Here is a 24,570-nt window from a genome sequence, read left to right on the forward strand (position 1 = left end):
CCCCACTCCGGTGGGGCCCTTTTCGCGTCCCAGAACCCCCGCGCGGGCCCTGTGCGGCCCGGCGCGGCCCTGTGCGCGGCCCCTCCCTTCTGTGCCTGCCTGCGCGGCCCTGCGTGCCGCCTGTGCCTTCCTGTGCATGCCTGCGCGGCCCTGCGTGCCGCTGGGCCTCCCCGTGCGGCCCTGTGCGGTCCTGTGTGCTTCACCGGAGCTCGGACGTGCTCCCCGGGAGCGATTCGCCCCGAACCCGGCCTGTGGCCCTTTCCGCGCCGCCGAGGTGTGGCCGTCCGGGCGCGGCCCTACAGTGGGCGGGTGACGCCGATCGAGCGGGCCCGGCCCGAGGACGCCGGGGAGATCCTCACCCTCCAGCGGGCCGCCTATGTGGTCGAGGCGCAGCTGTACGGAGACCCGTTCATCGCGCCGCTGGTGGAGTCGCTGGAGGGCCTGCGCGGGGCGATCGCGTCGGCGACGGTGCTCAAGGCCGTCGAGTCCGGCCGCATCGTCGGCTCGGTACGCGGCCGGCTCGGCGAGCGCAGCGGCCTCATCGGCCGGCTCGTGGTGGCCCCGGACCGGCAGGGGCAGGGGCTCGGCACCGCGCTGATGAAGGCCGTGGAGGGCGAGCTGAGCCCGCAGGTCGAGGCGTTCGACCTGTTCACCGGCCATCTGTCGGAGGGCAACCTGCGCCTGTACCGCCGTCTCGGCTACCGCGAGACCCGGCGCGAGCGCGTCCACGAGCACCTGACCATGGTCCACATGCGCAAGCCCGCCTAGCGTTGGCTACGCTTTGCGTTCATGGTGAAGGTCGGGCTCACGGGCGGCATCGGGTCGGGCAAGAGCGAGGTCGCCCGGCGCCTGGCCGCGCGGGGCGCCGTGGTCATCGACGCCGACAAGATCGCGCGTGAGGTGGTCGAGCCCGGCACCAGCGGGCTCGCGCTCATCGAGGCGGCCTTCGGCCCGCAGGTCCTGCGCGAGGACGGCTCGCTCGACCGCGAGAAGCTCGGGCAGATCGTGTTCGCCGACTCCGGCAAGCTCGCGCGGCTGAACGAGATCGTGCATCCGAGGGTCGGCGAGCGGGTGGCCGAGTTGCAGCGCGCCGCGCCCGCCGACGCCGTCGTGGTCTACGACGTGCCGCTGCTCGCCGAGAACAACCTGGCGCCGATGTACGACCTGGTCGTCGTGGTGGACGCCTCCGACCGGACGCGGCTGGCCCGGCTCACCGGCCTGCGCGGCATGGCCGAACAGGACGCCGTCGCCCGCATCAAGGCGCAGGCCACCCGGGAGGACCGGCTGAAGATCGCCGACATCGTCGTCCCGAACGAGGGCGACCTCGACGACCTCGACGCCCGGGTCGACGAGGTTTGGGCCCGCATCCAGCGACACCGCACCGCCGACGCCTGACCAAGACGGCTCCGCCTCTTCAGGGACCCGGGCGCCGGGGGCAGAAGGGGTCAGAAGGGGGCGTCCAGGGCGATCTGCCGGACGGCGGGCAGGTACGGGTCCAGCTCGCCCGGGTCGAACCGGCACATGCCGATGACGTACCAGAACTGCCCGGTGACCTCTCCCTCGATCTTGTACCGGCCGTCCGGGCTGATCGCCGCCCACCCCTCCGACAGCCCGAGGAGCGTGGTCCGCTGGGTCGGCACCTCCGCGGTCAGGTCCCACAGGATCACCACGCCGTCGTCGCCCGCGCTGGCGAGCACGTCGCCCGCGGGGGAGAACGCCACCGACCAGACGCGGCGGGTGTGGCCGACCAGGGTGTGCAGATGGCGTCCCGACGCGGCGTCCCACAGCCGCACGACCAGGTCGTCGCCCGCGGTGGCGAGCCGGGTGCCGTCCGGGCTGAAGTCCACCGTCCAGAGGCGCCCGGTGTGGCGTCTCAGCGTGTGCAGCGGGTCGGCCGCCCAGGCGTCGCCCTCGGCGCCGAGCCGCCAGACGCGGGCGGTGCCGTCGTTGCCCGCGCTGGCCAGCAGCCTTCCCGTGGGGTCGAACCGCACCGCGTACACCCGGTCGGTGTGCCCTTCGAGGGCGGCCAGCCGCGCGCCGGAATGCACATCCCACAACCTCACCACGCGGTCGTCGCATCCGGTGGCGACGGTGGCGCCGTCCGGGCTGAACGCGATCGAGCGCACCCGCCCGCGGTGCTCGGCGAGGTTGCCGACCTCCCGTCCCGAGGTGCGGTACCACAGCCGGACGCTGTCGTCGTCGTTGGCGGTGGCGAGGATCTCGCCGTCCGGGCTGAACGCCTCGGCCCAGACGTGGTCGGTCTCCACGTTGAGCTCGCGCTCGAAGGTGCCCGCCGCCACGTTCCACAGGTAGACGCCGCCGTCGTTGCTCGCGGTGGCGAGCAGCGGACCGGCCGGGCTGAAGATCGCCGAGATGAGCCGGTCGGCGGCGCCGGTCAGCTCGCGCAGCCGGCGTCCGGTGCGCGGGTCCCACAGCCGGACGTACCCGTCGTTGCCGCAGGTGGCCAGCATGGTGCCGTCGGCGCTGAACCGCGCGGCGGTGATGCGGCGCCCGTGGCCGCGCAGCGTCTGGCGGCACTGGCCCGTCTCGGGGTCCCACAGGCGCGCGGTGCCGTCGTTGCTCGCGGTGGCGAGCTGCCGGCCGTCCGGGCGGAAGACGAACGGCCACACCGACCCGCGGTGGCCCGCGAGCTCGGCGCGCTGGCGGCCGGTGTCCGGCTCCCACATGCGCACCACACCGTTGCTGTCACCCGTGGCGAGCGTGTCACCGCCGGGGCCGAAGAGCACCTGGTAGACCGCGCCGGAGTGGCTCGGCAGCGCGCCCTCCGGCCGCCCGCGGCGCGGATCCCACAGGCGGACGGCGCCGGAGGTGTCACCGGAGACCAGCAGGTCCCCGGAGGGGTGGAAGTCCAGGGCATAGACCCGGCCGGTATGGCCGCGCAGATCGTGCAGTAGATCGCCGCTCGCCGGATCCCAGATCTTGACCGCTCCGGTGTGGTCGCCCGCGGCCAGCAGGCGGCCGTCCGGGCTGAGGGCGAGACGGTAGACCGTGCCCTGGTGGCCGGTGAGCCGGTGGCTGAGCCGCCCGGTGGCGAGGTCCCAGACGCGGATGGCGCCCCCCGCGTCGCCGGTCACGAGCCTGCCGGGCAGGAAGACCGCGGTGTAGATGGGGGTGGTGTGCCCGGGGAGCGAGGCCACCGGCTCGCCGGTGGCCGCCGACCACACGTTCATCACGCCGTCGGCGCCGCCCGCGGCCACCAGCTCGCCGGACGGGCTGAGCACGACCGGCCAGACCCCTTCGGCGTGCCCGGTGATGACCAGGCGCTCGGCCCCCGTGGAGGGGTCCCAGATGCGGATGGTGCCGTCCGCGGCGCCCGTGACGAGCATCCCCGGCCCGTACGCCACCTTGTACACCCGCCCCCGGTGACCGTGCAGTGTGCGCAGCGGTGATCCGCTGACGCTGTCGCACACCAGCACCCCGCCGTCCTCGCTGCCGAAGGCCAGCAGCCCGCCGTCGGGGCTGTAGGCCACCGGCTCCGGCAGCCGGCTGCTCTGGAAGTGGTAGCCGTAGGGCACGCCGACGAGCGGGGGCGCCAGCTCGGGCGTCACGGGGTGGCCCGGGGCGATGGCGGCGCCGCGCAGGGCGGGGGCGGTCGCCAACGCGGGGGAGGCGGTGACGTCGATCAGCGCCGCGCGGTCCCAGCGGCCGCCGTCGGTGGCGACGTCGCGCAGGTCGGCCCGGGGGAGCCGGGCGCGGGTCAGGTCGGCGCCCCGCAGGTCGGCGCCCGCGAGGACGGCCTCGTCGAGCCGCGCGCCGTTGAGGCGGGCGTCGCGCAGGATCGCGCGGGTCAGGTTGGCGCCCACGAGCTGGGCGTCGGTCAGGTCGGCGCCGCTGAGGTCCACCCCCGCGAAGTCGCGGTAGGACAGGTCTTCGCCGTGCAGCCGCGCGCCCCGCAGGTCGGTCCTGGCGGGCGTGCGCAGCCTGGTGGTGATCTTGATGGCGTTGGCGCGCGCGGTGTCGTCGGCCGCGGGGTCGGCGAGCGTGCGGGCCGCCCACGCCTGGAGCCGGCCGGTGTCGGCCAGGTCGCACAGGAAGTCGACCATCAGCGCCGACAGCGGGCGCAGCGCGAGGTGTTCGCCGAGCGTGCGCGCGATGTGGCAGGCCACCATCCACTCCATCACCGAGGAGTGGATGAAGCCGAACAGTCCCTCGTCGGTGCGGACGAGCAGGCTGCCGGTGCCCATCGCGTGCGCGGTCTGGCCGGCCGGCAGGCGGCCGCCGGCCGGCTCGGCGAGCGTCTCGGCGACCTCGGCGAGCTCGGACGGCCGCAGGTAGGACTCGCCGTTCTCCCACAGGCGCAGCGCCAGCGTGGTCGCCGCCCGCCGCAGCTCCTCGGCGCTCAGCCCGCCCGGCGCGCCGGGCACGTGCGTGCGCCGCTCCTCGAACAGCAGCCAGTTGTCCAGGATCTCCGAGTACAGGCCGGCGGCGCTGATGGCCTCGCCCGCCTGGGCCACCGCGCGCAGCCGCTCGTCGGGCAGGTCGGCGATGAAGCTCAGCATGCGGGGGTTCTGCGCGAGGTCGAGCAGGTCGGAGATGCCGGTCAGCAGGCTCATGCGGTCGGCGGCGGCCCGCTCGTCCCCGCCGTACCGGTTGGCGAGATAGGCGCGCACCTGCGCGGGGGTGAACTCCTCGACGCTGAGCACCCGCCGGTGCGGCAGCGTGCCGACCCGCTCGCCCAGCGCGGTCAGCACCTGGGCGTGCGACTTGAAGTGCTGGGTGCGGCTGGCCACCACGATCTTGGCCTTGTCCTCGGCGGCCTGCAGCAGCGTGTCGAGGTGGTCGGCCGCGCGCTCGTAGGTGACCCGGGTGACCAGTTCGTCGAACCCGTCGAACAGCAGCACGATGCGGCCCTGGCGCAGCATGTAGTGGAAGGCCTTGAGGTCGATGAGCTCCTCGCCGTGGTTGGCCAGGTGCGCGGCCACCAGCCCGTCCACCGAATGCGCCTTGTCCAGCGCGCGCAGCTCGATGAGGATCGGCGTCAGATGGGGCAGCTCGGCGGGGATCCTGCGCGCGACCTCCCGCAGGGCGAAGGTCTTGCCGCGCCCGAAGTCGCCGAGCAGCAGCACGAACCGGCCGTGGTCGGCGGCCAGCAGCCGCATCAGCTCGCCGGTGAGATCGTCGCGGACGCCCTGGCCGGCGCGGTCGACCTCGCGGTAGCGCTGCGCCACGTACAGGCCGGGGGGATAACGCCGGTCGCTCACCAGCCGCGCCGTCTGGTCGGCGACGTGGTCGGACAGGTCGAGCAGCCCCTGGAACTCGGTGAAGCTGCGCAGCCGCACGCCGCGCCGCAGGGCGTCGTCGCGGACGGCGCGCGAGGGGCCGGGCCCCTGGTACACCAGCTCGGAGCCGTGCTCCAGGCCGGCGGCGTGCACCTGGCGCAGGAAGGCCGACACCTCCTCCGCGGAGACCGGGCCCGCGTGCGCGCCGATGAGCTGCTGGCGGACGAAGCCGTCCTCGGCGACGGTGACCAGCAGGTGCGGCGGCTCGCCCGGCACCTTGCGGATCTTGGCTCGGTCGCTGCGCGTCTCGCACACCTCGGCGACGCGGTCCAGCAGCAGGCTCGACGGGCTCGCCTCGCGCTCGGGCTCGGCGCCGGAGTCCGGAGGGGCCTGCAGAGGGTCCAGAGCGGCCTGCTCGACGGCGCTCACCGGTGGGAAGGTGCCGTGCACGGAGCGCCGATCGTAGGCGATCTCGTCTGGAGGGGAGATCTCCTCGCGGTCGCGCGCCCAGCGGCGGATGCCGTCGGGGGTGATCTCGATGATCTGGTGGCGCCCCGGCGCGAGGGACGGCACGCAGGGCAGCTCGCCGATGTGGCCGACCTCGTCGGGGCCGCCGCCGTGCAGCAGCAGGTTGAGCCGGGTGCCGAGCAGCCGTTCGAGCGTGCCCCGGTCGCGCAGGGCGGAGGGGGGATGGCCGACGGCCCCGACGCGCAGCCAGCCGGTCTCCTCGAACGGCCGCAGGCGCTCGGCGAACCAGGCGGCCTGGGCCTGCCCGATGTGGCCGTAGGCGTCCTCCTCGCGGTGGCTCATGGCCATGGTGGAGTTGAGCCCGGCGACCACGACCTTCAGCTCGGGGTCGGCGAACAGGCTCCAGGGCTGGGCGCTGTCGAACTCGGGGTCGGCCAGCCCCTGGTAGAGGTCCTTGAACAGGCCGGAGTAGTGCCGCCACTTGGGCCAGTAGGGCGGTTCGGGCGCCACGTCGTCGGCCTCGCAGGTGGCGAAGTACGCCCGGCTCGCCGCCTTGGTGACGTCGCGGGGGCCGGGCACGATGACCAGCCTGCGCTGTTCGAGGCCGAGGAGCACGCGCAGCCCGGTCAGGAACGCGAGCGCCTCGCCGTACTCGCGGACGCTGCCCGACTCGGTGATGTCGCCGGTGACCAGCAGCAGGTCGGGACGGGGGACCCCGGCGTCGGCCAGGCGCGTCAGATCGGCCCACACGCTGGACTGAAGCTCGCCGGCGCCGAGCGGCTCGTCCGCCTCGGCGAGCCCGCGCCCGAAGCGCGGCCCGGCGACGTGCAGCACCGTGACCGCCCGGCGTTCGCGCCGGACGGACGCCGCCGCCGGGAACGCGGGCGGGGTCACGGGCGTCCTGCGCCGGTGCCGCGCGCCCGGCGTCTCCCCGCCCCCGCCGGGGACGCGGCTCACGGCGTCCGGGCCCGGAAGCGGCACGCCGATCGCGGCGCCGGCCGCCGGGTGGGGAACGCCGATGGCGCCCTGGTGGGCGGGGCGCCCGCCGGCCGCGTCCCGCACCAGGGTGCCGGGGATGGTCTTGGCCGGTCCGCCGGGGAAGCCGGGCTGCTCGGCGGGCTTGGCCCGGCCCGCCAGCGTGTGCCGGATGCGGTCCAGCAGCAGCGACCTGGCCTGCCCGGCATCGGTCACGCCGACCAGGTCGACCCACGTGATCGTCGACAGCAGCCCTTCGAGCGGGCACTCCTCGATGCGGATCGTCACCAGCCGGTTGCCGGGATTGTCGGGGTCGGCGCGGAAGGCGGTGAGCCACTCCTGCCGTCCGAAGCGGGACCCGAGGTAGTTGTTGGACAGCACCGCCACCATCAGCTTGGCCTGGCTGACGCCCCGGTCCATGAAGTCGACGAAGTTGGTGCCGGGGACGAAGTCCCACGCCTGGAGCATGGTGCGGTATCCGGCGGTCTCCAGCTGCCAGGCGATCCAGCCCGCCCACCGCTCGTCGGCGGGGGAGTAGCTGACGAAGATGTCGATCCGCGCGCCGTCGCCACCGTCCATGCGGACTCCCATCGCTCGCCTGCGCCACCCGGCGTGACCCCCGGCGTGACCGCCCTGTGCTCGACGTCCTTTTCCGCGCTCGCGCCGCGCGCTCGCCCCGGCGTGCCTCCCGGCTCGCCGCGACGGCCCGTCCGCGTCGCCCGGCAGTCCCGCCCGGCAGTACGGCTCATCAGAACCGTTCATCAGAACCGCTCATCAGAACCGCTCATCGGAACCGCCCGTCAGGGCCGCCCCCGGGGCGCCGTGCTGTCAGGAAAGCCATTATCCTCTGCTGCGCCGGGGCTTTGGAGGATTTCGATCTCTCATGGGTATGCGATCATGGCCAGCGTGATACGGCGGCTGGCGGTGCTGGACTGGGTCCGGCTCGGGGTGCTCGCCGTGGGCCTGGCATGCGTCGCGACCGGGTTGCTGCCCGCGGAGGAGGCCCTCGCCAACGTGCGGCGCATCGGGCCGCTGCTGCTCTTCCTGGCGGCGGTCATCGTGCTGGCGGAGCTGGCCAAGGAGGCCGACGTCTTCGACGTCCTCGCCGGCCGGCTCGCGATCATCGGACGCGGCAACTATGCCGCTCTTTTCCTGCTCTGCACGGCTTTCGCGTCATTTGTCACGATATTTCTGAACCTGGACACCACGGCGGTGCTGCTCACGCCGGTCATGCTGGCCCTGGCGCCCCGCGCGCGCATCGCCACCCTGCCCCTGGCGATGACCACCATCTGGCTGGCCAACACCGCGAGCCTGCTGCTGCCGGTCTCCAACCTGACCAACCTGCTCGCCATGGACCGGGTCGGGCTGTCCACCCGCGACTTCGCCGTGCGCATGTGGGCGCCGCAGGTCGCCTCGATCGCCGTGACCATGCTGTTCCTGTGGGTCTTCTACTGGCGGCGCGGCGAGCGGGGCGCCGACCGGTACCAGCCGCCGTCCCCGGCCCCGGTGGGCGACCGGGTGCTGTTCTTCGTCGCGGGCGGCGCCTGCCTGCTGTTCATCGCGGCCATCCTCGCCGGGATCCCGATCGGCGCGGCCGCGGCGGTGGCGGCCGTCCTGGTGATCGCGGCCTTCGCGTGGCGCGACCGCTCCAAGCTGACCTGGGGGCTGTTCCCCTGGCAGCTGCTGGTCTTCGTGACCGGGCTGTTCCTCGTGGTGCCCACGCTGAGCCGGTACGGGCTCGACGACCTCATGCGCGCGATCATCGGCGGCACGGGCGACACCGCGGGCGACTACCGCGCCGCCGCGGCCGGGGCGGGGCTGTCCAACCTGGTCAACAACCTGCCCGCCTACTACGCCGGCGAGCGGGTGATCCCCCCGGCCAACCACGACCAGCTGCTCTCGCTCCTCATCGGCACCAACGTCGGGCCGGTGATCACCCCGTGGGGGTCGCTGGCGACGCTGCTGTGGTTCGAGTGGTGCCGCCGCCGCGCCGTGAAGGTGCCCTTGCTCAAGTTCGTGCTCACCGGCGTCGGCCTGTGCGCCGCCGGCATCGCCGCCACGATCACGGCGCTGCTGCTCACCGCGTAGCGGCGGCGACCAGCCCGAGCAGGTCGTCCATCAGCTCGGGGCCGGCGGCGACGAAGTTGCGGCGGTGCGCGGGCAGGTCGGTGCGCCCGTCGAAGGGCCTGCCGTCGAACCCCCGCACGCACAGGCCCGCCTCCTGCGCGATCAGCAGGCCGCCGGGCAGGTCGACCGCCTCGGCGCGGTAGCCCACCACCGCGTCGATGTCGCCCCGCGCGAGCATCACCCAGCCCAGCAGCGGGGCCCACAGTTGCAGCACTCTGCGCGCCCGCAGGTCGAGCGCCGCCTTCAGCGACCGCATGGCCGGATCGTCGCGGACGACCTCGTGCCCCTGGGTCCAGGCCAGCACCGGCCCGTGCGTCCCCGCCGGGCGCTGTGGGCGGCGTACCGGCCCGTGGGGGCCGAGCGCGCCCTGCCCCCGCACCGCCGACCAGGTCTGCCCGCCGACGGGGTCGTGGACGACGCCGAGCCGCGGCAGCCCCTGATGGCACAGCGCGAGCCCGACCACGTACAGCGGCAGGCCGATCGCCAGGTTGTTGGTGCCGTCGAGCGGGTCGACGAACCACGTCCAGTCGGCGCCCGCGTCCCCGGACGCGCCGGACTCCTCGGCCACCACGCGATGCGCGGGGAAGGCGGCCTGGATGCGCTCCAGCAGGAGCTTCTCGGCGGCGACGTCCAGGTCGGTGACCAGGTCGCCGCCGTTCTTGGCACGGATCGCGAACGTGCCCGAGGCCCGTTCCCGCAGCAGCGTCCCCGCGGCCTCCGCGGCCTCCACGGCCACCCGCCGGGCGTGTTCGAGATCCATCGGGACCCTCCTATGCTCGCGCCAGGTGCTCCGCGGCCAGCCGGGCGGCCCGCGCGGTCTCCTCATCGTCGCAGCGGCGCCGGACCACCCGGTGGGGGCGCGTGCCGAGCGGCCCGAGGGACAGATCGGCCATGCCCGGACGCCCGTTGCCCAGCGCGATCGTCGCGGTGTCGGTGCCCTCGGGGATCACGCTGCGGTGGAACACCCCGGCGCGCAGGGTGTAGACCTCGCCGGCGCCGTAGAGCGACGACGCCCCCGGCGCGTAGGAGACGGTGCGCCCGGTGGGGCGGATGCTGTCCACATCGCCCGCGCTGACCACCTCGAACACCCGGTGGGAGGCTCCGGCGGCGCGGTCGGCCACCGTGGCCAGCTCGTTGCGCACCTGGCCGAACAGGACATAGCTGATCAGGTCCCAGCTGTGGCAGTGGACGCCGGAGGTGGTGGTGGCGACGCTCGGCACGTCGGTCGACCAGATGTGGACGCACACGCCGTGCTCGCCGCTTCGTTCGACCGGCAGGCACAGGAACCCGAGCGGATGGCGCACCGCCCTGATCGCCGACCGGCCCGCCGCGATGTCCCGCAGCAGGCGCAGCACCCGGCCGGGGAGGGCGCGGGGCGCCGCGCCCGACGCCAGCTCCGCGTACAGGTCGTCGTACCTCACTCGGGCCTCATGCCGAGTAGGGGTTCTTCGCGCGGATGGCCTTGCGGATGATCTCGACCACGTCGCGGTCGCCGTAGGCCTTCGGCAGGCCGAGCCCGAGGGCCTCGAACAGCTTGCGCACCTCGTCGACGGTGGGCTCTTCGCCCACCTGCGTCGCCTTGGCCGACTCCAGGGGGACGCGCCTCGCCTGGTCGAGGCTAGCGATCAGCTCGGTGGCGCAGTGGTCGTAGTAGAAGCTGCCGCGCCGGGTCACCAGGGCGCGGTTGGGGTCCTCCACCGTGATGATCACATGATTCGCGGACAGGTCCCACCGGAACGTCGTCATGGTCGCCGCCAGCCCGAGGTGGATGTCCAGCAGGCTGAACCGCTGGCGGTACCAGCAGGCCGCCAGGATGGTGGCGTAGGACTCCTTGCGCGTGCGGTCGACCGTCCAGTACTCGCCGGTGCCGTCGGGCGCGTCGGACACCGACCGGCGGAAGCGCACGTACGCCTCGCAGACGCCGAGGTGGGTGGGGTCGATGATCTCCAGGCGCACGAGCAGGGCCTTGCGCTCGCGGCGGGCGGCCACGACCAGCTCGGGGAGGGTCACCGCCCGCACGTAGGTGCCCGTGCCGCCCTTGAAGTACCAGCGGTCGGTGGAGCGCCGCGCCTCGGCGTGTGCCTCGGCGATCTCGTCGGCGCCGTTGAGCACCTGCACCACCTGCAGGTCGTCGAGCACGCGCTTGGCGCTCTGGACGACCGCCTCGAGGTGGGTGAGCCGGTCGAGCCGCGCGGGAAGGTCGGCCAGCGCGCCGGAGGTCGTGCGGAAGTTCTCCTTGATCGTCTCCTCCATGGGCTCCTGCCGCCACCGGTCGCGCAGGATCGCCGCGGTGAGCAGGCCCAGCACGAGCAGGGTCACCCCGCTGATCAGCTCGCTCTTGGGCTGGCCCATGATCTGGTCGCTCGCGGTCAGGCCGAGGAAGGCGATGAAGACCGCCAGCACCAGGGCGATGACGCCGTCGGCGTTCTTGCCGACCCAAGCAACGAACCTGCCCATGCGCTCCATGGCGCCCGCCCCGCCTCGACGATCAGTAAGCCCCGTGGTCATGGTAACGGGAGGGTAAACCGGAGGCCAGTGCCGGGCTTCGCGACGCCGATGGCGGCCGGCCGCCGTCGCGGCGGCGGAATTGTCGGTGGCGGCGCGTAGGTTATGGAGATGTGAGGCCGGTAACTGATTTGCAGCGCAGGGTGGCGCCCTTCCAGGTCGTCACCGACATGACCCCCTCGGGCGACCAGCCGACGGCGATCGCCGAGCTCGAGCGGCGGGTCAAGGCCGGGGAGAAGGACAACGTCCTGCTGGGCGCCACGGGCACCGGCAAGACCGCCACCGTGGCCTGGCTCATCGAGCGGCTTCAGCGCCCCGCTCTGGTGATGCAGCCGAACAAGACGCTCGCCGCGCAGTTCGCCAACGAGCTTCGTGAGATGCTGCCCGGCAACGCGGTCGAGTACTTCGTCTCCTACTACGACTACTACCAGCCCGAGGCGTACGTCCCGCAGACCGACACCTACATCGAGAAGGACTCCTCGATCAACGACGAGGTCGACCGGCTGCGCCACTCGGCGACCAACTCGCTGCTGACCCGCCGCGACACCGTCGTGGTGGCCTCGGTGTCGTGCATCTACGGCCTCGGCACCCCGCAGGAGTACGTCGACCGCATGGTCCGGCTCAAGGTCGGCCAGCAGATCGAGCGCGACCAGCTCCTGCGCCGCCTGGTCGACATGCAGTACGCACGCAACGACCTGTCCTTCACCCGGGGCACCTTCCGCGTGCGCGGCGACACCGTCGAGGTGATCCCGCAGTACGAGGAGCTCGCCGTCCGCATCGAGATGTTCGGCGACGAGATCGAGAAGCTGGCGACGCTCCACCCGCTCACCGGAGAGGTCATCACCGAGGACGAGGAGCTCTACATCTTCCCCGCCTCCCACTACGTCGCCGGCCCCGAGCGCATGGAGCGCGCGATCGGCGACATCGAGGCCGAGCTGGCCGCGACCCTGGCCACCATGGAGAAGCAGGGCAAGCTGCTGGAGGCCCAGCGGCTGCGCATGCGCACCACCTACGACATCGAGATGATGCGCCAGGTCGGCACCTGCTCCGGCATCGAGAACTACTCGCGGCACATCGACGGCCGCGAGGCGGGCACCGCGCCCAACACCCTGCTCGACTACTTCCCCGAGGACTTCCTCCTGGTCCTGGACGAGTCCCACCAGACCGTGCCGCAGATCGGCGCGATGTACGAGGGCGACGCCTCGCGCAAGCGCACCCTGGTCGACCACGGCTTCCGCCTGCCCTCGGCCATGGACAACCGCCCGCTCAAGTGGGAGGAGTTCCTCGAGCGCATCGGGCAGACCGTCTACCTGTCCGCCACACCGGGGCCCTACGAGCTCGGCCGCAGCAAGGGCGAGGTCGTCGAGCAGGTCATCCGCCCAACCGGCCTGGTCGACCCCGAGGTGGTCGTCAAGCCGACCAAGGGGCAGATCGACGACCTGGTCCACGAGATCCGCGAGCGCGCCGAGAAGGACGAGCGGGTCCTGGTCACCACCCTGACCAAGAAGATGTCGGAGGACCTCACCGACTACCTCCTCGAGCTCGGCATCCGCGTGCGCTACCTCCACAGCGAGGTCGACACGCTGCGCCGCATCGAGCTGCTCCGCGAGCTGCGCATGGGCGAGTTCGACGTCCTGGTCGGCATCAACCTGCTGCGCGAGGGCCTCGACCTGCCCGAGGTGTCGCTGGTGGCCATCCTCGACGCCGACAAGGAGGGCTTCCTGCGCAGCGAGACCTCCCTGATCCAGACGATCGGCCGCGCGGCGCGCAACGTCTCCGGCCAGGTCCACATGTACGCCGACCGGGTCACGCCCTCGATGGAGCGCGCGATCGAAGAGACCAACCGGCGCCGGGCCAAGCAGGTCGCCTACAACGAGGCGAACGGCGTCGATCCGCAGCCGCTGCGCAAGAAGATCGCCGACATCCTCGACTCCCTCGTCCGGGAGGACGCCGACACCGAGCAGCTCCTCGGCGGCGGCCGCCAGCAGAGCCGCGGCAAGGCGCCGGTCCCGGGGCTGAGCGCCCGCCAGACCGGCCAGCACGCCAAGGCCATCGCCGGCGAGATGCCGAGGGCCCAGCTGGAGTCGCTGGTCCAGTCGCTGACCGAGCAGATGCACACCGCCGCGGCCGACCTGCAGTTCGAGGTCGCCGCCCGCCTCCGCGACGAGATCAAGGAGCTCAAACGCGAAGTCCGCGACATGCGGGAGGCCGGCGTCCACTGACCGGCGTCCACTGACCGCCGTCCACTGACCGGCGCCCACCCAGTGGCCGAGGTCCTGCGCTTACGCGGGCCTCGGCCGGGTGTGAGACGCCGCCGGCGGCGGCGTCCGGCCCCGGGGTGGCGGGGCGGTCATGAGGGTTGCGGGAGGCGGGGGGCCATCTTGCGGGCGCGGCGCCGGCGCAGGAGGCGGAAGGCCCACCAGGCCGGGACGGCCAGCACGACCAGCCCCACGACGACCAGCACCGGGAAGAAGACGGCGACCAGGCTCATGCCCAGCGCCCCGGCGTCCTCCATGGTGCTGACCACCGGGGCTCCGACACCCGCGGTGGAGACGTTGACGACCGGCCGGGCCGTGGCCTTCATCACGTGCACCGCCAGGGCGACGCCGATGCCGAGCACCCAGCTCACCCAGGGGTTGTGCGCCATCCAGGTGGAGTGGTCGAGCTGCGAGGCCGCCTGTGTGGCGCTGAAGGCCACGCCGCCGGCGGCGGGACGCACGGCCGTCTGGATCATGTCGTTGACGTGGTCGACGACCGGCACCTTGTCGAGCACCATCTCGGCCACCAGCAGCACGCCGATGATGGCCAGCACCCACCCGTTGGTCAGCCACGCGTAGTCGTGCGGCAGCCGGACGGCGTTCGTGAAATTGGCCAGCAGGCCGACCACCAGCAGCGGGATGTAGGCGTTGAGCCCCGCGGCCGTGGACAGCCCGAGACCGGTCAGCGCCGCGAGCATCGCACCTCCACCTTTCCATGCTTTCCGATGGAGAAGACGAATGAGCAGATGCCCATCGTTCCCGTCGTCAAGCACGGCCCCGCGAAGTCGTGTGAATGTTCGAACGGGCGGCGGCGGGATCAGGCGCCGGTGATCCGCCGCAGCCGGTCGACGGCCGAGGCGAACTCTTCGATGATCTCGTAGGCGACCTGGCGGGACGGTTTGACCTGGTCGAGCTGGCCGACGACCTGGCCGACGAAGTAGTTCGCCAGTTCCCGGGCGCCCGGCTCGCCGTTCTCGGCCGCGTCGCCGATGCGGGCCAGAGCCCCCTCGGCGAGGAGCATCTGCAGGGGCATCGGCAGCGGCCCGGGGCTCTCTGGGGCCTCGTCCCATTCGGTGGTCCAGGCCGAGACGAGCTGCCGCGCCGGCTTGCCGGTGCGCGCCCTCGACCGCACGGTGTCCAGGGAGGTGGCGGCGAGCATCTTGCGCTTGACGACCGAGGGGGTCTCGGCCTCCTCGGTGGTGAGCCAGACCGAGCCGCACCACACGCCCTCGGCGCCTAGGGCCATCGCCGCGGCCATCTGCCGGCCGTTCGCCACGCCGCCCGCCGCGAGCACCGGGATCGGCGCCACGGCGTCCACGACCTGGGGGACGAGCACCATCGTGGACACCTCGCCGGTGTGCCCGCCGGCCTCGGTGCCCTGGGCGACGATCAGGTCGGCTCCGGCTGCGACCTGGCGGCGGGCGTGCTCGACCGTGCCGACCAGCGCGGCGATCGGCACTCCGGCGGCGCGGGCCTTGGCGACCATGGCCGGGGGCGGCGGGCCGAGCGCGCTGGCGATCAGGCGGATCGGGTGCCGGAGCGCCACGTCGACCAGACCGGTCGCGCCGGAGTGCGTGACCCGGCGCCCGACCTCGTCGGCGTGGCCGCCGACCGAGCCGAGCGTGAAGGGCTTGCCCTTGCCCACGCCGTACTTGGCGAACAGGTGGGTGACGAAGTCGCGGTGGACCTCGGGGATGTGGTCGAGCAGCCGCTCGGCGGGGTCGGCCGCCGCCCGGTCGATGCGCGTGGGGACGAGCACGTCCACGCCGTACGGCCGGCCGCGCACCTGCCGGTCGATCCAGCACAGCTCGCGGTCGAGCTGCTCGGGGGAGTGGGCCGCCGCGCCGAGGACGCCGAACCCGCCCGCGTTGGTCACCGCGGCCACCACGTCCCGGCAGTGGCTGAAGGCGAACAGAGGGAACTCGACCTCGAACATGTCACTGATTCCCGTCCGCATGCCGCGACGGTAACCCGCACGACCGCCCCGGTCCAGGTCCGTTACCGGACGATGCGTGCCGGGCGGCCGGCGGTCAGGTGCGGGGCAGCGAGGCGGCCCGTTCGGAGACCGGCTCGGGAATCGGCGCGGAGGCGGGTGCGGCGACCGGCGCGGGGATCGGCGCCGGCATCTGTCCGGGGACGGGCGAGTGGTCGTCCATGAGTGCCGGGTCGTCCAGGTCCGCGGGGTCGTCCGGGATCGCGGGGTCGTCCAGGTCCGCGGGGTCGTCCGGGATCGCGGGGTCCTCCCGGATAGCGGGACCGTCCGGCGCCGGGAGGATCTCCGCGGCCGCGAGGTCGGCCGGAGATGGGGAGTCACCGGGAGGCGGTGGGGCCTCGGAGGGGGAGTGCCAGCCGGTTTCGGGGGTGTAGCGGCGCACGACGCGGGCCGGGACGCCGGCGATGACGCAGTGGTCGGGGAACTCGCCGCGCACCACCGCGCCGCCGGCGACGACCGACTGCCTGCCGATGCGGGTGCCGGGCAGGATGACGGCCCCGGCGCCGATCCAGGAGCCGGACCCGATGGACACCGGGTTGTTGCGCGGCCACTGGCGGCCGATGGGCAGCTCGGGGTCGTCGTACACGTGGTTCTGGTCGGTGATGTAGACGTACGGTCCCGTGAACACGTCGTCGCCGATGTCGATCGACTGGTGGCCGACGATGTGGCTGCCGCGCCCGATGGAGCAGCCGCCGCCGACGCGGACGATCGACCGGGGGCCGAGGTCGACCCCCGGTCCCATGCCGGCCGAGATGGAGACGCGCTCCCCGACCAGCGTGTGGTCGCCGATCTCGATCCACGCCTCCCCGAAGATCGCTCCCTGCGGGAACGAGAGGCACGCCCCCTCGCCGAGGCGGCGGAAGCGGTACCCGGCCGGGGTCTTGGGCGTGACCGCTCCGGTCGCGCGGATCGCGGCCCACGCGCGGTGGATGAGGCCGTTGATGATCCGGCGTAGTGCATCACGGGGTGACATAACCGGAAAAGTTACCGCTTGGTTAGCATGCAGGGAACGGACGCCCCGGACCGTTCGGGCACTTCGCGAGCGTCCTTTGATATCCTGAGAGCCCGTGGACACGAGGTCGCCCGTCGGACGGCCACGATCAGAACGGACCACGGGAGACCCTCCTTGCGCAGCGCCGCAAACACCAAGCATCTGTTCGTCACCGGAGGCGTCGCCTCCAGTCTCGGCAAAGGGCTGACAGCCTCGAGCCTGGGGCGCCTGCTGAAGCTCCGCGGCCTGCGGGTCACCATGCAGAAGCTGGACCCCTACCTCAACGTCGACCCCGGCACCATGAACCCCTTCCAGCACGGCGAGGTCTTCGTCACCGACGACGGCGCCGAGACCGACTTGGACGTGGGTCACTACGAGCGGTTCCTGGACACCGAGCTGCACGGCTCGGCCAACGTCACCACCGGCCAGGTGTACTCCAACGTCATCGCCAAGGAGCGGCGCGGGGAGTACCTCGGCGACACCGTCCAGGTGATCCCGCACATCACCAACGAGATCAAGGACCGCATCCGCGGCATGGCCGGCCCCGACGTGGACGTGGTCATCACCGAGGTCGGCGGCACCGTCGGCGACATCGAGTCGCTGCCCTTCCTCGAGGCCGTGCGCCAGGTCCGCCACGAGGTCGGCCGGGACAACGTCTTCTTCCTGCACGTCTCGCTGCTTCCGTACATCGGCCCGAGCGGCGAGCTGAAGACCAAGCCGACCCAGCACTCGGTCGCCGCGCTGCGCAGCATCGGCATCCAGCCCGACGCCATCGTCTGCCGCTCCGACCGGCCCATCACCACCTCGCTCAAGCGCAAGATCAGCCTCATGTGCGACGTGGACGAGGACGCCGTGGTGTCGGCCGTGGACGCGCCGAGCATCTACGACATCCCGAAGGTCCTGCACTCCGAGGGCCTGGACGCCTACGTGATCCGCCGCCTCGGCCTGCCGTTCCGCGACGTCGACTGGCACGAGTGGGACCAGCTCCTGCGCCGGGTGCACCGCCCGGCCAAGGAGGTCACGATCGCGCTGGTGGGCAAGTACATCGACCTGCCCGACGCCTACCTGTCGGTCACCGAGGCGCTGCGCGCCGGCGGGTTCGCCTGCGACGCGCGGGTCAACATCCGCTGGGTCAAGAGCGACGACTGCGAGACCCCCGAGGGCGCCGAGCGCGAGCTCGACGGCGTGGACGGTGTGCTCATCCCCGGCGGCTTCGGCGTGCGCGGCATCGAGGGCAAGCTCGGCGCGGTTCGGCACGCCCGAGAGCGGCAGGTCCCGCTGCTCGGCATCTGCCTGGGCATGCAGTGCATGGTCATCGAGGCCGCCCGCAACCTGGCCGGCATCGAGGGCGCCGACAGCACCGAGTTCGACCCCGGCACCGCCGACCCGGTGATCAGCACCATGGCCGACCAGGAGGACGTGGTGGCGGGCGAGCGCGACATGGGCGGCACCATGCGGCTCGGCCTGTACCCCGCCCGGCTCGCCGAGGGGTCGATCGTGCGGGGGCTGTACGGCACGGGCACGGTGAGCGAGCGCCACCGCCACCGCTATGAGGTCGGCAACGCCTACCGCGAACGGCTGGAGAAGGTCGGCATGGTGTTCTCCGGGCTGTCCCCGGACGGCAGGCTCGTCGAGTACGCCGAGCTGGACGCCGACACGCACCCGTTCTTCGTCGGCACCCAGGCGCACCCGGAGTTCCGGTCCCGCCCGACCCGCGCGCACCCGCTGTTCCGCGGCCTGATCGACGCGGCGCTGACCTACGCCGACGTGCGCGAGGCCGTCGCCAAGGCCGGGCGGGGCGCGTGAGCCCCGCCCCGGGCCGCCCGCCCGCCCGCGAACCGAGCGCCGAAGACGTCCAGGACGTGCCCGCATCCTGGGAGGTGCGGGGCGAGCGCGTCCACCTCACGGCGCGGGTGATCACGGTGCGCACCGACACGGTCAGCATGCCCGGCGACGAGGTCGCCGAGCGCGACTACGTCGTGCATCCCGGTTCGGTCGCCGTCGTCGCGCTCGACGAGGACGACCGGGTGCTGCTGCTGCGGCAGTACCGCCATCCGGTGCGCAAGCTGCTGTGGGAGCTGCCCGCCGGCATCCGGGACGTCAAGGGCGAGCCGCCGGCCGAGTGCGCGGCGCGCGAGCTGGCCGAGGAGTCCGGCTACCGGGCGAAGACCTGGCACACGCTGCTGGACACCTTCACCTCGCCGGGGATGTCCGACGAGAGCATCCGCATCTTCCTGGCCCGCGATCTGGAGGCGATCCCCGAGGAGGAGATGGCGTTCGTGCGCCGGCACGAGGAGGTGGACATGCCCGTCGTATGGGTTCCGCTGCTCGAAGCCGTGCATAAGGCGCTGAGCGGAATGATCCACAATGGTCCCGCCGTCGCGGGTATTCTCGCCGCGTACGCCGCATTGCCGGACGGCTTCGCCACCCTGCGTCCCGCCGACGCCGAGGAGGCCTGACAGGAGGTCCCGTCCTGAGCGCACACGCCGACGCCGAGGCCGCGTCCGCCGCCTACCTCGCCCACCTCGCGGTGGAGCGGGGCCTGGCGGTCAACACCCTCGCCTCCTACCGGCGTGACCTTCGGCGTTACCTGGAGCACCTGCGCTCGCGCGGGTGCCCGTCCCTGGCCCAGGTGGCCGAGGCGGACGTCGAGGCGTTCCTGACGGCCCTGCGCGAGGGCGACGAGCGTCATCCCGCCCTGGTGGCCAGCTCGGCCGCCAGGGCCGTCTCGGCCGTGCGCGGGCTCCACCGGTTCGCCGCGCGCGAGGGGATGACGGCGCACGACCCCGCGCGCGAGGTGCACCCGCCGAGCCGGCTGCGCCATCTGCCCAAGGCGATCGGGGTGGCCGAGGTCGAGCGGCTCATCGCCGCCGCCGGGCCGAAGGACGCGCCGCTGACCCACCGCAACCGGGCCCTGCTGGAGGTGCTGTACGGCACGGGGGCGCGCATCTCCGAGGCCGTGGGGATGACCGTGGAGGACGTGGAGCCCGAGCGGGTGCGGCTGCGGGGCAAGGGCGGGCGCGCCCGCGTGGTGCCGATCGGCCGGTTCGCCCGGGAGGCCCTCGGCGCCTACCTGGCGCGGGCACGGCCGCTGATCTGGGCGCAGGGGGGCGGCAGCGCGGCGCTGTTCCTCAACGCCCGCGGAGGCCGGCTCACCCGCCAGGGGGCCTGGGAGGTGCTGCGGTCGGCCGCCGAGCGGGCCGGGCTGACCGGTGTCTCGCCGCACATGTTGCGCCATTCGTTCGCAACTCACCTCCTTGACGGAGGAACGGACGTTAGGGTTGTCCAGGAACTGCTCGGCCACGCCTCGGTCGCGACCACCCAGGTCTACACCCTCGTCGGGGTCGACCGGCTCCGCGCGGCCTACGCGGCGGTCCAAGACGGGGCCGATCGTCCAACTTCATAGCTCTCGGGCGCGTCGCCTTGCCGCTTACGTGCCCACCCCATAGTGTCCGTCCGGACGGTCCGGTTCGGGGCCGTCAGGGAGGTTCAACTGGTGACTGCGACCACAGACGCTTCAATCCGGGAGATTCCCGGTGCCCCCGAGGGTGGATGGGGTGACACCAGGAGCGACGGGATCCTTGGTCCCACCGGCCGGCCGCGTCCCGTCTTCCCAGATCCGGTGCCCCCGACCACGCACGGCCCCGCGAGGGTCGTGGCCATGGTCAACCAGAAGGGCGGCGTCGGCAAGACCACCACGACGATCAACCTCGGGGCCTCGCTCGCCGAGTGCGGGCAGAAGGTCCTGCTCGTCGACTTCGACCCGCAGGGCGCGCTCTCGGTCGGTCTGGGCATCGACCCGCGCCCGCTCGAGGCGACCATCTACGACCTGATCATGGAAGAGCAGGACGTCACCGCCGAGGACGTGCTGCTGGCCACCAGCGTCGAGAACATGGACCTGCTGCCCAGCAACATCTTCCTGTCCGGCGCCGAGATCCGGCTGGTCAACGAGGTGGCCCGCGAGTACGCCCTCGGGCGCTCGCTGGAGCCGCTGCTCCCGCACTACGACATCTGCCTGATCGACTGCCAGCCCTCGCTCGGCCTGCTGGCGGTGAACGCGCTGACCTGCGCGCACAGCGTCATGGTGCCGCTCGAGTGCGAGTTCTTCGCGCTGCGGGGCGTCGCCCTGCTGATGGAGTCGATCACCAAGGTGCAGGAGCGCCTGAACAAGAACCTCGAGATCGACGGCATCCTGGCCACCATGTACGACCCGCGCACGCTGCACGCGCGCGAGGTACTCCAGACGATCATGCAGGGCTTCGGCGACAAGGTCTTCCACACGGTGATCAACCGCACCGTCCGGTTCCCCGACGCCACCCTCGCGGGCGAGCCGATCACCCAGTTCGACTCCGCCTCCATGGGCGCCACGGCCTACCGTGAGCTGGCCCGCGAGGTCCTGGCCCGCTGGTCACAGGAGGGCTGATCCGCCCGCACCGCCGACCGGTCCGCACCGCCGGCCGTGAGGGCGGTCCCGCGCGGCGGCGGCCGCCGTGCGGGACAATGGGCCGGTGACCCCACAGCCCGAGACGGCGCAGGCCAGGCCGGACGCCTTCCAGGTGCACCTGGAGGTCTTCGAAGGCCCCTTCGACGTGCTGCTCGCGCTGATCTCCAAGCACAAGCTCGACATCACCGAGGTGTCCCTGCACCAGGTGACCGACGAGTTCATCGCGCACATCCGCTCCCGCGGCCCCGAGTGGGATCTGGACCTGGCCAGCCACTTCCTGCTCGTCGCCGCCACTCTCCTGGACCTCAAGGCCGCCCGCCTGCTGCCCACGGGCGAGGTGGAGGACGAGGAGGACCTGGCGCTGCTGGAGGCCCGCGACCTGCTGTTCGCCCGCCTGCTGCAGTACCGCGCCTACAAGGAGGTCGCGAAGGTCTTCGCCGGTCGGATGGCCGAGGAGGCCCTGCGCTTCCCCCGGTCGGTGCCGATGGAGCCGCAGTTCGCGGGGCTGCTGCCCGAACTGGTGCTCGGCATCGGCCCCGAGCGGCTGGCCAAGATCGCGGCGAGGGTGTTCACGCCGAAGGCCGCGCCGTCGGTGTCCACCGCCCACATCTACCAACCGGTCGCCAACGTCCGCGAGCAAGCGGCTATCCTTGTGCAGCGGCTCCGGCGCGTGCGCACCGCGACGTTCCGGGCCCTGACCGCCGACTGCGCGGGCACCTTCGAGGTCATCGCGCGCTTCCTGGCCGTCCTTGAGCTCTACCGGGAGGCCGCGGTCTCCTTCGAGCAGATAGAGCCGCTCGGAGATCTGCACGTGACCTGGACGGGCGCCGACGACGGAGACGTCGCGGTGGTCGACGACTACGACGAGGGCCCCGCGGGCGACCGCGACCGGCAGGACGGCGACGACGCCGACGGCCGGCCGCACCCCGAAGGCCGAGAGAGCGAAGATGCAGCCGATGAGTCCTGACGCCGGGCGCCCGCCCGGCGACGCGCCCGTCCCCGCCGGCGAGACCGCCGAGCCGGGCCTGCGGGCCGGCCTGGAGGCCATCCTGCTCGTCGTCGACGAGCCGGTCGCCGAGGTCACCCTGGCCCAGGTGCTCGAGCGCCCCTCGCGCGAGGTCGCCGAGGCCCTGCGCGAGCTGTCGGCGGAATACACCGCCGAAGGGCGGGGTTTCGATCTGCGGGAGGTCGCCGGAGGCTGGCGTCTCTACACGCGGGCCGGGTGCGCCGCGGTGGTGGAGCGCTTCGTCCGCGACGGGCAGCAGGCCCGTCTGACGCAGGCCGCCCTGGAGACCCTCGCGGTCGTGGCCTACCGCCAGCCGGTGAGCCGGGCGAGGGTCGCCGCCGTACGAGGGGTCAACAGCGACGGCGTCATGCGCACGCTGGCGGCGCGCGGGCTGGTCGAGGAGGCCGGCACCGATCCCGAGAGCCAGGCGGTGCTCTACCGCACGAGCTCGTACTTCCTGGAGAGGCTGGGGCTGCGGAGCCTCGACGAGCTGCCCGCGCTCGCCCCGTTCCTCCCCGACGACGTGGAAAACCTAGAGGAGCATCAGAAGTGAACAACAGGCGTGGTACCCCGTCCGGTGATGGACGCGGTCGAGGACGCGGCGGCGCCCCCGGCGGCGCCTCAGGCTCCCGTGGAGGGGCCGGAGCCCGTGGCGGCTCCGGCGGCTTCCGGAGCGGAGGCGGCCCGCGAGGAGGCGGCCAGAGCGGCTCTCGCGCGCGATACGGCAGGCCGGGCGACGACCGAGGCGGGGCGTCCGGCGACGACCGCCGTGCCCCGTTCCGGGGCGACGAGCGGCGTGGCTCCTTCGGCGACGACCGCAGGGGCTCGTTCCGTGACGACCGGGGCGGTTCGTCCCGTGGTGACGACCGCCGGGGCTCCTTCCGCGGCGACCGGGGCGGTCCGTCCCGTGGTGATGACCGCCGGGGTTCCTTCGGTGGGGACCGGGGCGGTGCCCCGCGCGGCGATGATCGCCGTCCCCCGTTCCGGAGTGACGAGCGGCGCGGTTCCTTCGGCGACGACCGCCGGGGTTCCTTCCGCGATGACCGGGGCGGTCCGTCCCGTGGTGATGACCGCCGGGGTTCCTTCGGTGGGGACCGGGGCGGTGCCCCGCGCGGCGATGATCGCCGTCCCCCGTTCCGGAGTGACGAGCGGCGCGGTTCCTTCGGCGACGACCGCCGGGGTTCCTTCGGTGGCGACCGGGGCGGTCCGTCCCGTGGTGACGACCGCCGGGGTTCCTTCGGTGGCGACCGGGGCGGTGCCCCGCGCGGTGATGACCGCCGTCCCCCGTTCCGGAGTGACGAGCGGCGCGGCTCCTTCGGCGACGACCGCCGGAGTTCCTTCCGCGACGACGACCGCGCGGCTCCGCGCGGCGGCTCCCGCGAGCGCTACGGCAGGGACGAGACCGGCCGCGACCGGCCCGTCCGCGACGAGGGCCGTTTCGCCGGCGGCTCCGGCGGCCGGTACGGGCGCGACGACCGGCGTGAGGGCCGGCGCGACGAGGTGCAGACCATTGGCGGCTCGCTCGGCGGCTCGTCCGCCGGCACCCGTGGCCGCTACGGCCGCCCCGAGGGCGGCCGGGCGCAGGACCGCTTCGGCCGTGGCGCCGCGCCCGCGGGCCGCGACGCGGCCGGTCGCGGCGGCGCTCCCGCGGCGCGCGGGAAGGCGACGCGCTCCGGCGCCCCGGCCGGGCGCGGGCAGGCCGCCCGTCCCCAGCGCGGCGGCGCGTTCAAGACCGCCCGCCAGCCGCTGCGCGACCCCGACTTCTTCCCCGCCGGCTACACCGACGAGCGCGACACCACCGAGGTGCCCGACGGCATCCGGCTGCAGAAGGTCCTCGCCCAGGCCGGCGTCGCGGCACGGCGCACCTGCGAGGAGATGATCGGCGAGGGACGGGTCACCGTGGACGGCCAGGTCGTGCGGCGCTTCGGCGCCCGCGTCGACCCGGCCAAGCAGGTCATCCACGTCGACGGCAAGCGCATCCCGACCGCCCCCGACCTGGTCTACTTCGCGATCAACAAGCCGATCGGCGTCGTCAGCACCATGTCCGACCCCGAGGGCCGTCCGTCGCTGGCCGACTACGTGGCCGACCGCACCGAGCGGCTGTTCCACGTCGGGCGCCTGGACACCGAGACCGAGGGCCTGATCATCCTCACCAACGACGGCGAGCTGGCCCACCGGCTGACCCACCCGAGCTTCGGCGTGCAGAAGAAGTACTGGGCCAAGGTGCCCGGGCCCATTCCGCGCGACCTGGGCCGCCGGCTGAAGTCGGGCGTCGAGCTGGAGGACGGCCTGGTCAAGGCCGACGAGTTCAAGATCGTGCAGGAGCACGGTCAGCAGGCCCTGGTCGAGGTCGTCCTGCACGAGGGGCGCAAGCACGTCGTGCGGCGCATGCTGGAGCTCGCCGGTCACAACGTAATCGACCTGGCCCGCATCGAGTTCGGGCCGGTCAAGCTCGGCCGGCTCAAGCCGGGCACCCTGCGCGCGCTCACCCTCGTGGAGGTCGGCGAACTCTACGCCACCGTGGGAATGTAGCCTGGCGGGAAGCGGAGCACGACCCGACGCC

General features: G+C 73.0%; 18 protein-coding genes. 11 read left to right on the forward strand and 7 right to left on the reverse strand.

Annotated elements, in window-relative coordinates; all coding sequences use genetic code 11:
- The first annotated feature begins 309 nt into the window (after positions 1–309).
- Both ACWEN6_RS21935 and coaE read left to right on the forward strand, forming a co-directional pair.
- Entirely contained in the window at positions 310–768 is a 459-nt protein-coding gene (locus ACWEN6_RS21935; RefSeq protein WP_354918854.1) for a GNAT family N-acetyltransferase, read from the forward strand.
- Between the two features lie 21 nt (positions 769–789).
- Positions 790–1,395 (forward strand): dephospho-CoA kinase, encoded by a 606-nt coding sequence (gene coaE, locus ACWEN6_RS21940; RefSeq protein ID WP_452572295.1) that lies wholly within the window; start codon positions 790–792, stop codon positions 1,393–1,395.
- Between the two features lie 50 nt (positions 1,396–1,445).
- Here coaE and ACWEN6_RS21945 read toward each other — a convergent pair whose 3' ends face one another.
- On the reverse strand, positions 1,446–7,262 hold the full coding sequence (locus tag ACWEN6_RS21945) for a WD40 domain-containing protein (RefSeq protein ID WP_452572297.1): 5,817 nt from the start codon (positions 7,260–7,262) through the stop codon (positions 1,446–1,448).
- A gap of 318 nt (positions 7,263–7,580) precedes the next feature.
- Here ACWEN6_RS21945 and ACWEN6_RS21950 point away from each other — a divergent pair, with 318 nt between their 5' ends.
- A complete protein-coding gene (locus ACWEN6_RS21950) occupies positions 7,581–8,771 on the forward strand; it encodes an SLC13 family permease (protein WP_452572299.1) in 1,191 nt (396 codons plus the stop codon).
- On the opposite strand, the gene ACWEN6_RS21955 is transcribed toward ACWEN6_RS21950, so the two are convergent.
- The 3 genes from ACWEN6_RS21955 to ACWEN6_RS21965 are packed head-to-tail and all read right to left on the reverse strand — an operon-like array spanning position 8,761 to position 11,267.
- The gene (locus tag ACWEN6_RS21955) at positions 8,761–9,570 is read right to left on the reverse strand and encodes an inositol monophosphatase family protein (RefSeq protein WP_452572301.1); all 810 of its coding nucleotides are present in this window, start codon (positions 9,568–9,570) and stop codon (positions 8,761–8,763) included. The genes ACWEN6_RS21950 and ACWEN6_RS21955 overlap by 11 nt on opposite strands.
- 10 nt (positions 9,571–9,580) lie before the next feature.
- A complete protein-coding gene (locus ACWEN6_RS21960; protein ID WP_452572303.1) occupies positions 9,581–10,231 on the reverse strand; it encodes a hypothetical protein in 651 nt (216 codons plus the stop codon).
- Between the two features lie 7 nt (positions 10,232–10,238).
- Entirely contained in the window at positions 10,239–11,267 is a 1,029-nt protein-coding gene (locus ACWEN6_RS21965; RefSeq protein ID WP_452572305.1) for a hypothetical protein, read from the reverse strand.
- A gap of 161 nt (positions 11,268–11,428) precedes the next feature.
- Here ACWEN6_RS21965 and uvrB point away from each other — a divergent pair, with 161 nt between their 5' ends.
- Positions 11,429–13,537, forward strand: coding sequence for an excinuclease ABC subunit UvrB (gene uvrB, locus ACWEN6_RS21970; protein ID WP_452572307.1), 2,109 nt, complete (start codon positions 11,429–11,431; stop codon positions 13,535–13,537).
- A gap of 128 nt (positions 13,538–13,665) precedes the next feature.
- Here uvrB and ACWEN6_RS21975 read toward each other — a convergent pair whose 3' ends face one another.
- From ACWEN6_RS21975 to ACWEN6_RS21985, 3 genes are all read right to left on the reverse strand, one after another.
- The gene (locus ACWEN6_RS21975; protein ID WP_452572309.1) at positions 13,666–14,271 is read right to left on the reverse strand and encodes a DUF4126 domain-containing protein; all 606 of its coding nucleotides are present in this window, start codon (positions 14,269–14,271) and stop codon (positions 13,666–13,668) included.
- Between the two features lie 119 nt (positions 14,272–14,390).
- Complete coding sequence (locus ACWEN6_RS21980) at positions 14,391–15,530, reverse strand: nitronate monooxygenase (RefSeq protein WP_452572311.1); 1,140 nt, start codon at positions 15,528–15,530, stop codon at positions 14,391–14,393.
- Between the two features lie 73 nt (positions 15,531–15,603).
- Complete coding sequence (locus ACWEN6_RS21985) at positions 15,604–16,539, reverse strand: acyltransferase (protein WP_452572313.1); 936 nt, start codon at positions 16,537–16,539, stop codon at positions 15,604–15,606.
- 153 nt (positions 16,540–16,692) lie between these two features.
- On the opposite strand from ACWEN6_RS21985, the gene ACWEN6_RS21990 reads away from it, so the two are divergent.
- The 7 genes from ACWEN6_RS21990 to ACWEN6_RS22020 all read left to right on the forward strand — a co-directional run bounded on the left by ACWEN6_RS21990 (position 16,693) and on the right by ACWEN6_RS22020 (position 24,539).
- Positions 16,693–18,363, forward strand: coding sequence for a CTP synthase (locus ACWEN6_RS21990; protein WP_452572315.1), 1,671 nt, complete (start codon positions 16,693–16,695; stop codon positions 18,361–18,363).
- Positions 18,360–19,016: an NUDIX domain-containing protein gene (locus ACWEN6_RS21995; RefSeq protein ID WP_452572317.1), complete on the forward strand. Its 657-nt coding sequence runs from the start codon at positions 18,360–18,362 to the stop codon at positions 19,014–19,016. Before ACWEN6_RS21990 ends, ACWEN6_RS21995 begins: the two co-directional genes overlap by 4 nt.
- Before the next feature lie 71 nt (positions 19,017–19,087).
- Positions 19,088–19,963, forward strand: coding sequence for a site-specific tyrosine recombinase XerD (locus tag ACWEN6_RS22000; protein WP_452572319.1), 876 nt, complete (start codon positions 19,088–19,090; stop codon positions 19,961–19,963).
- A 90-nt stretch (positions 19,964–20,053) separates the two neighbouring features.
- On the forward strand, positions 20,054–20,980 hold the full coding sequence (locus ACWEN6_RS22005) for a ParA family protein (protein WP_380827359.1): 927 nt from the start codon (positions 20,054–20,056) through the stop codon (positions 20,978–20,980).
- An 85-nt stretch (positions 20,981–21,065) separates the two neighbouring features.
- On the forward strand, positions 21,066–21,968 hold the full coding sequence (locus ACWEN6_RS22010) for a segregation and condensation protein A (RefSeq protein ID WP_452572321.1): 903 nt from the start codon (positions 21,066–21,068) through the stop codon (positions 21,966–21,968).
- On the forward strand, positions 21,958–22,560 hold the full coding sequence (gene scpB, locus ACWEN6_RS22015; protein WP_452572323.1) for an SMC-Scp complex subunit ScpB: 603 nt from the start codon (positions 21,958–21,960) through the stop codon (positions 22,558–22,560). Before ACWEN6_RS22010 ends, scpB begins: the two co-directional genes overlap by 11 nt.
- Before the next feature lie 947 nt (positions 22,561–23,507).
- On the forward strand, positions 23,508–24,539 hold the full coding sequence (locus ACWEN6_RS22020; RefSeq protein ID WP_452572325.1) for a pseudouridine synthase: 1,032 nt from the start codon (positions 23,508–23,510) through the stop codon (positions 24,537–24,539).
- Positions 24,540–24,570: the final 31 nt, after the last annotated feature.

Source organism: Sphaerisporangium sp. NPDC004334 (assembly GCF_053602655.1).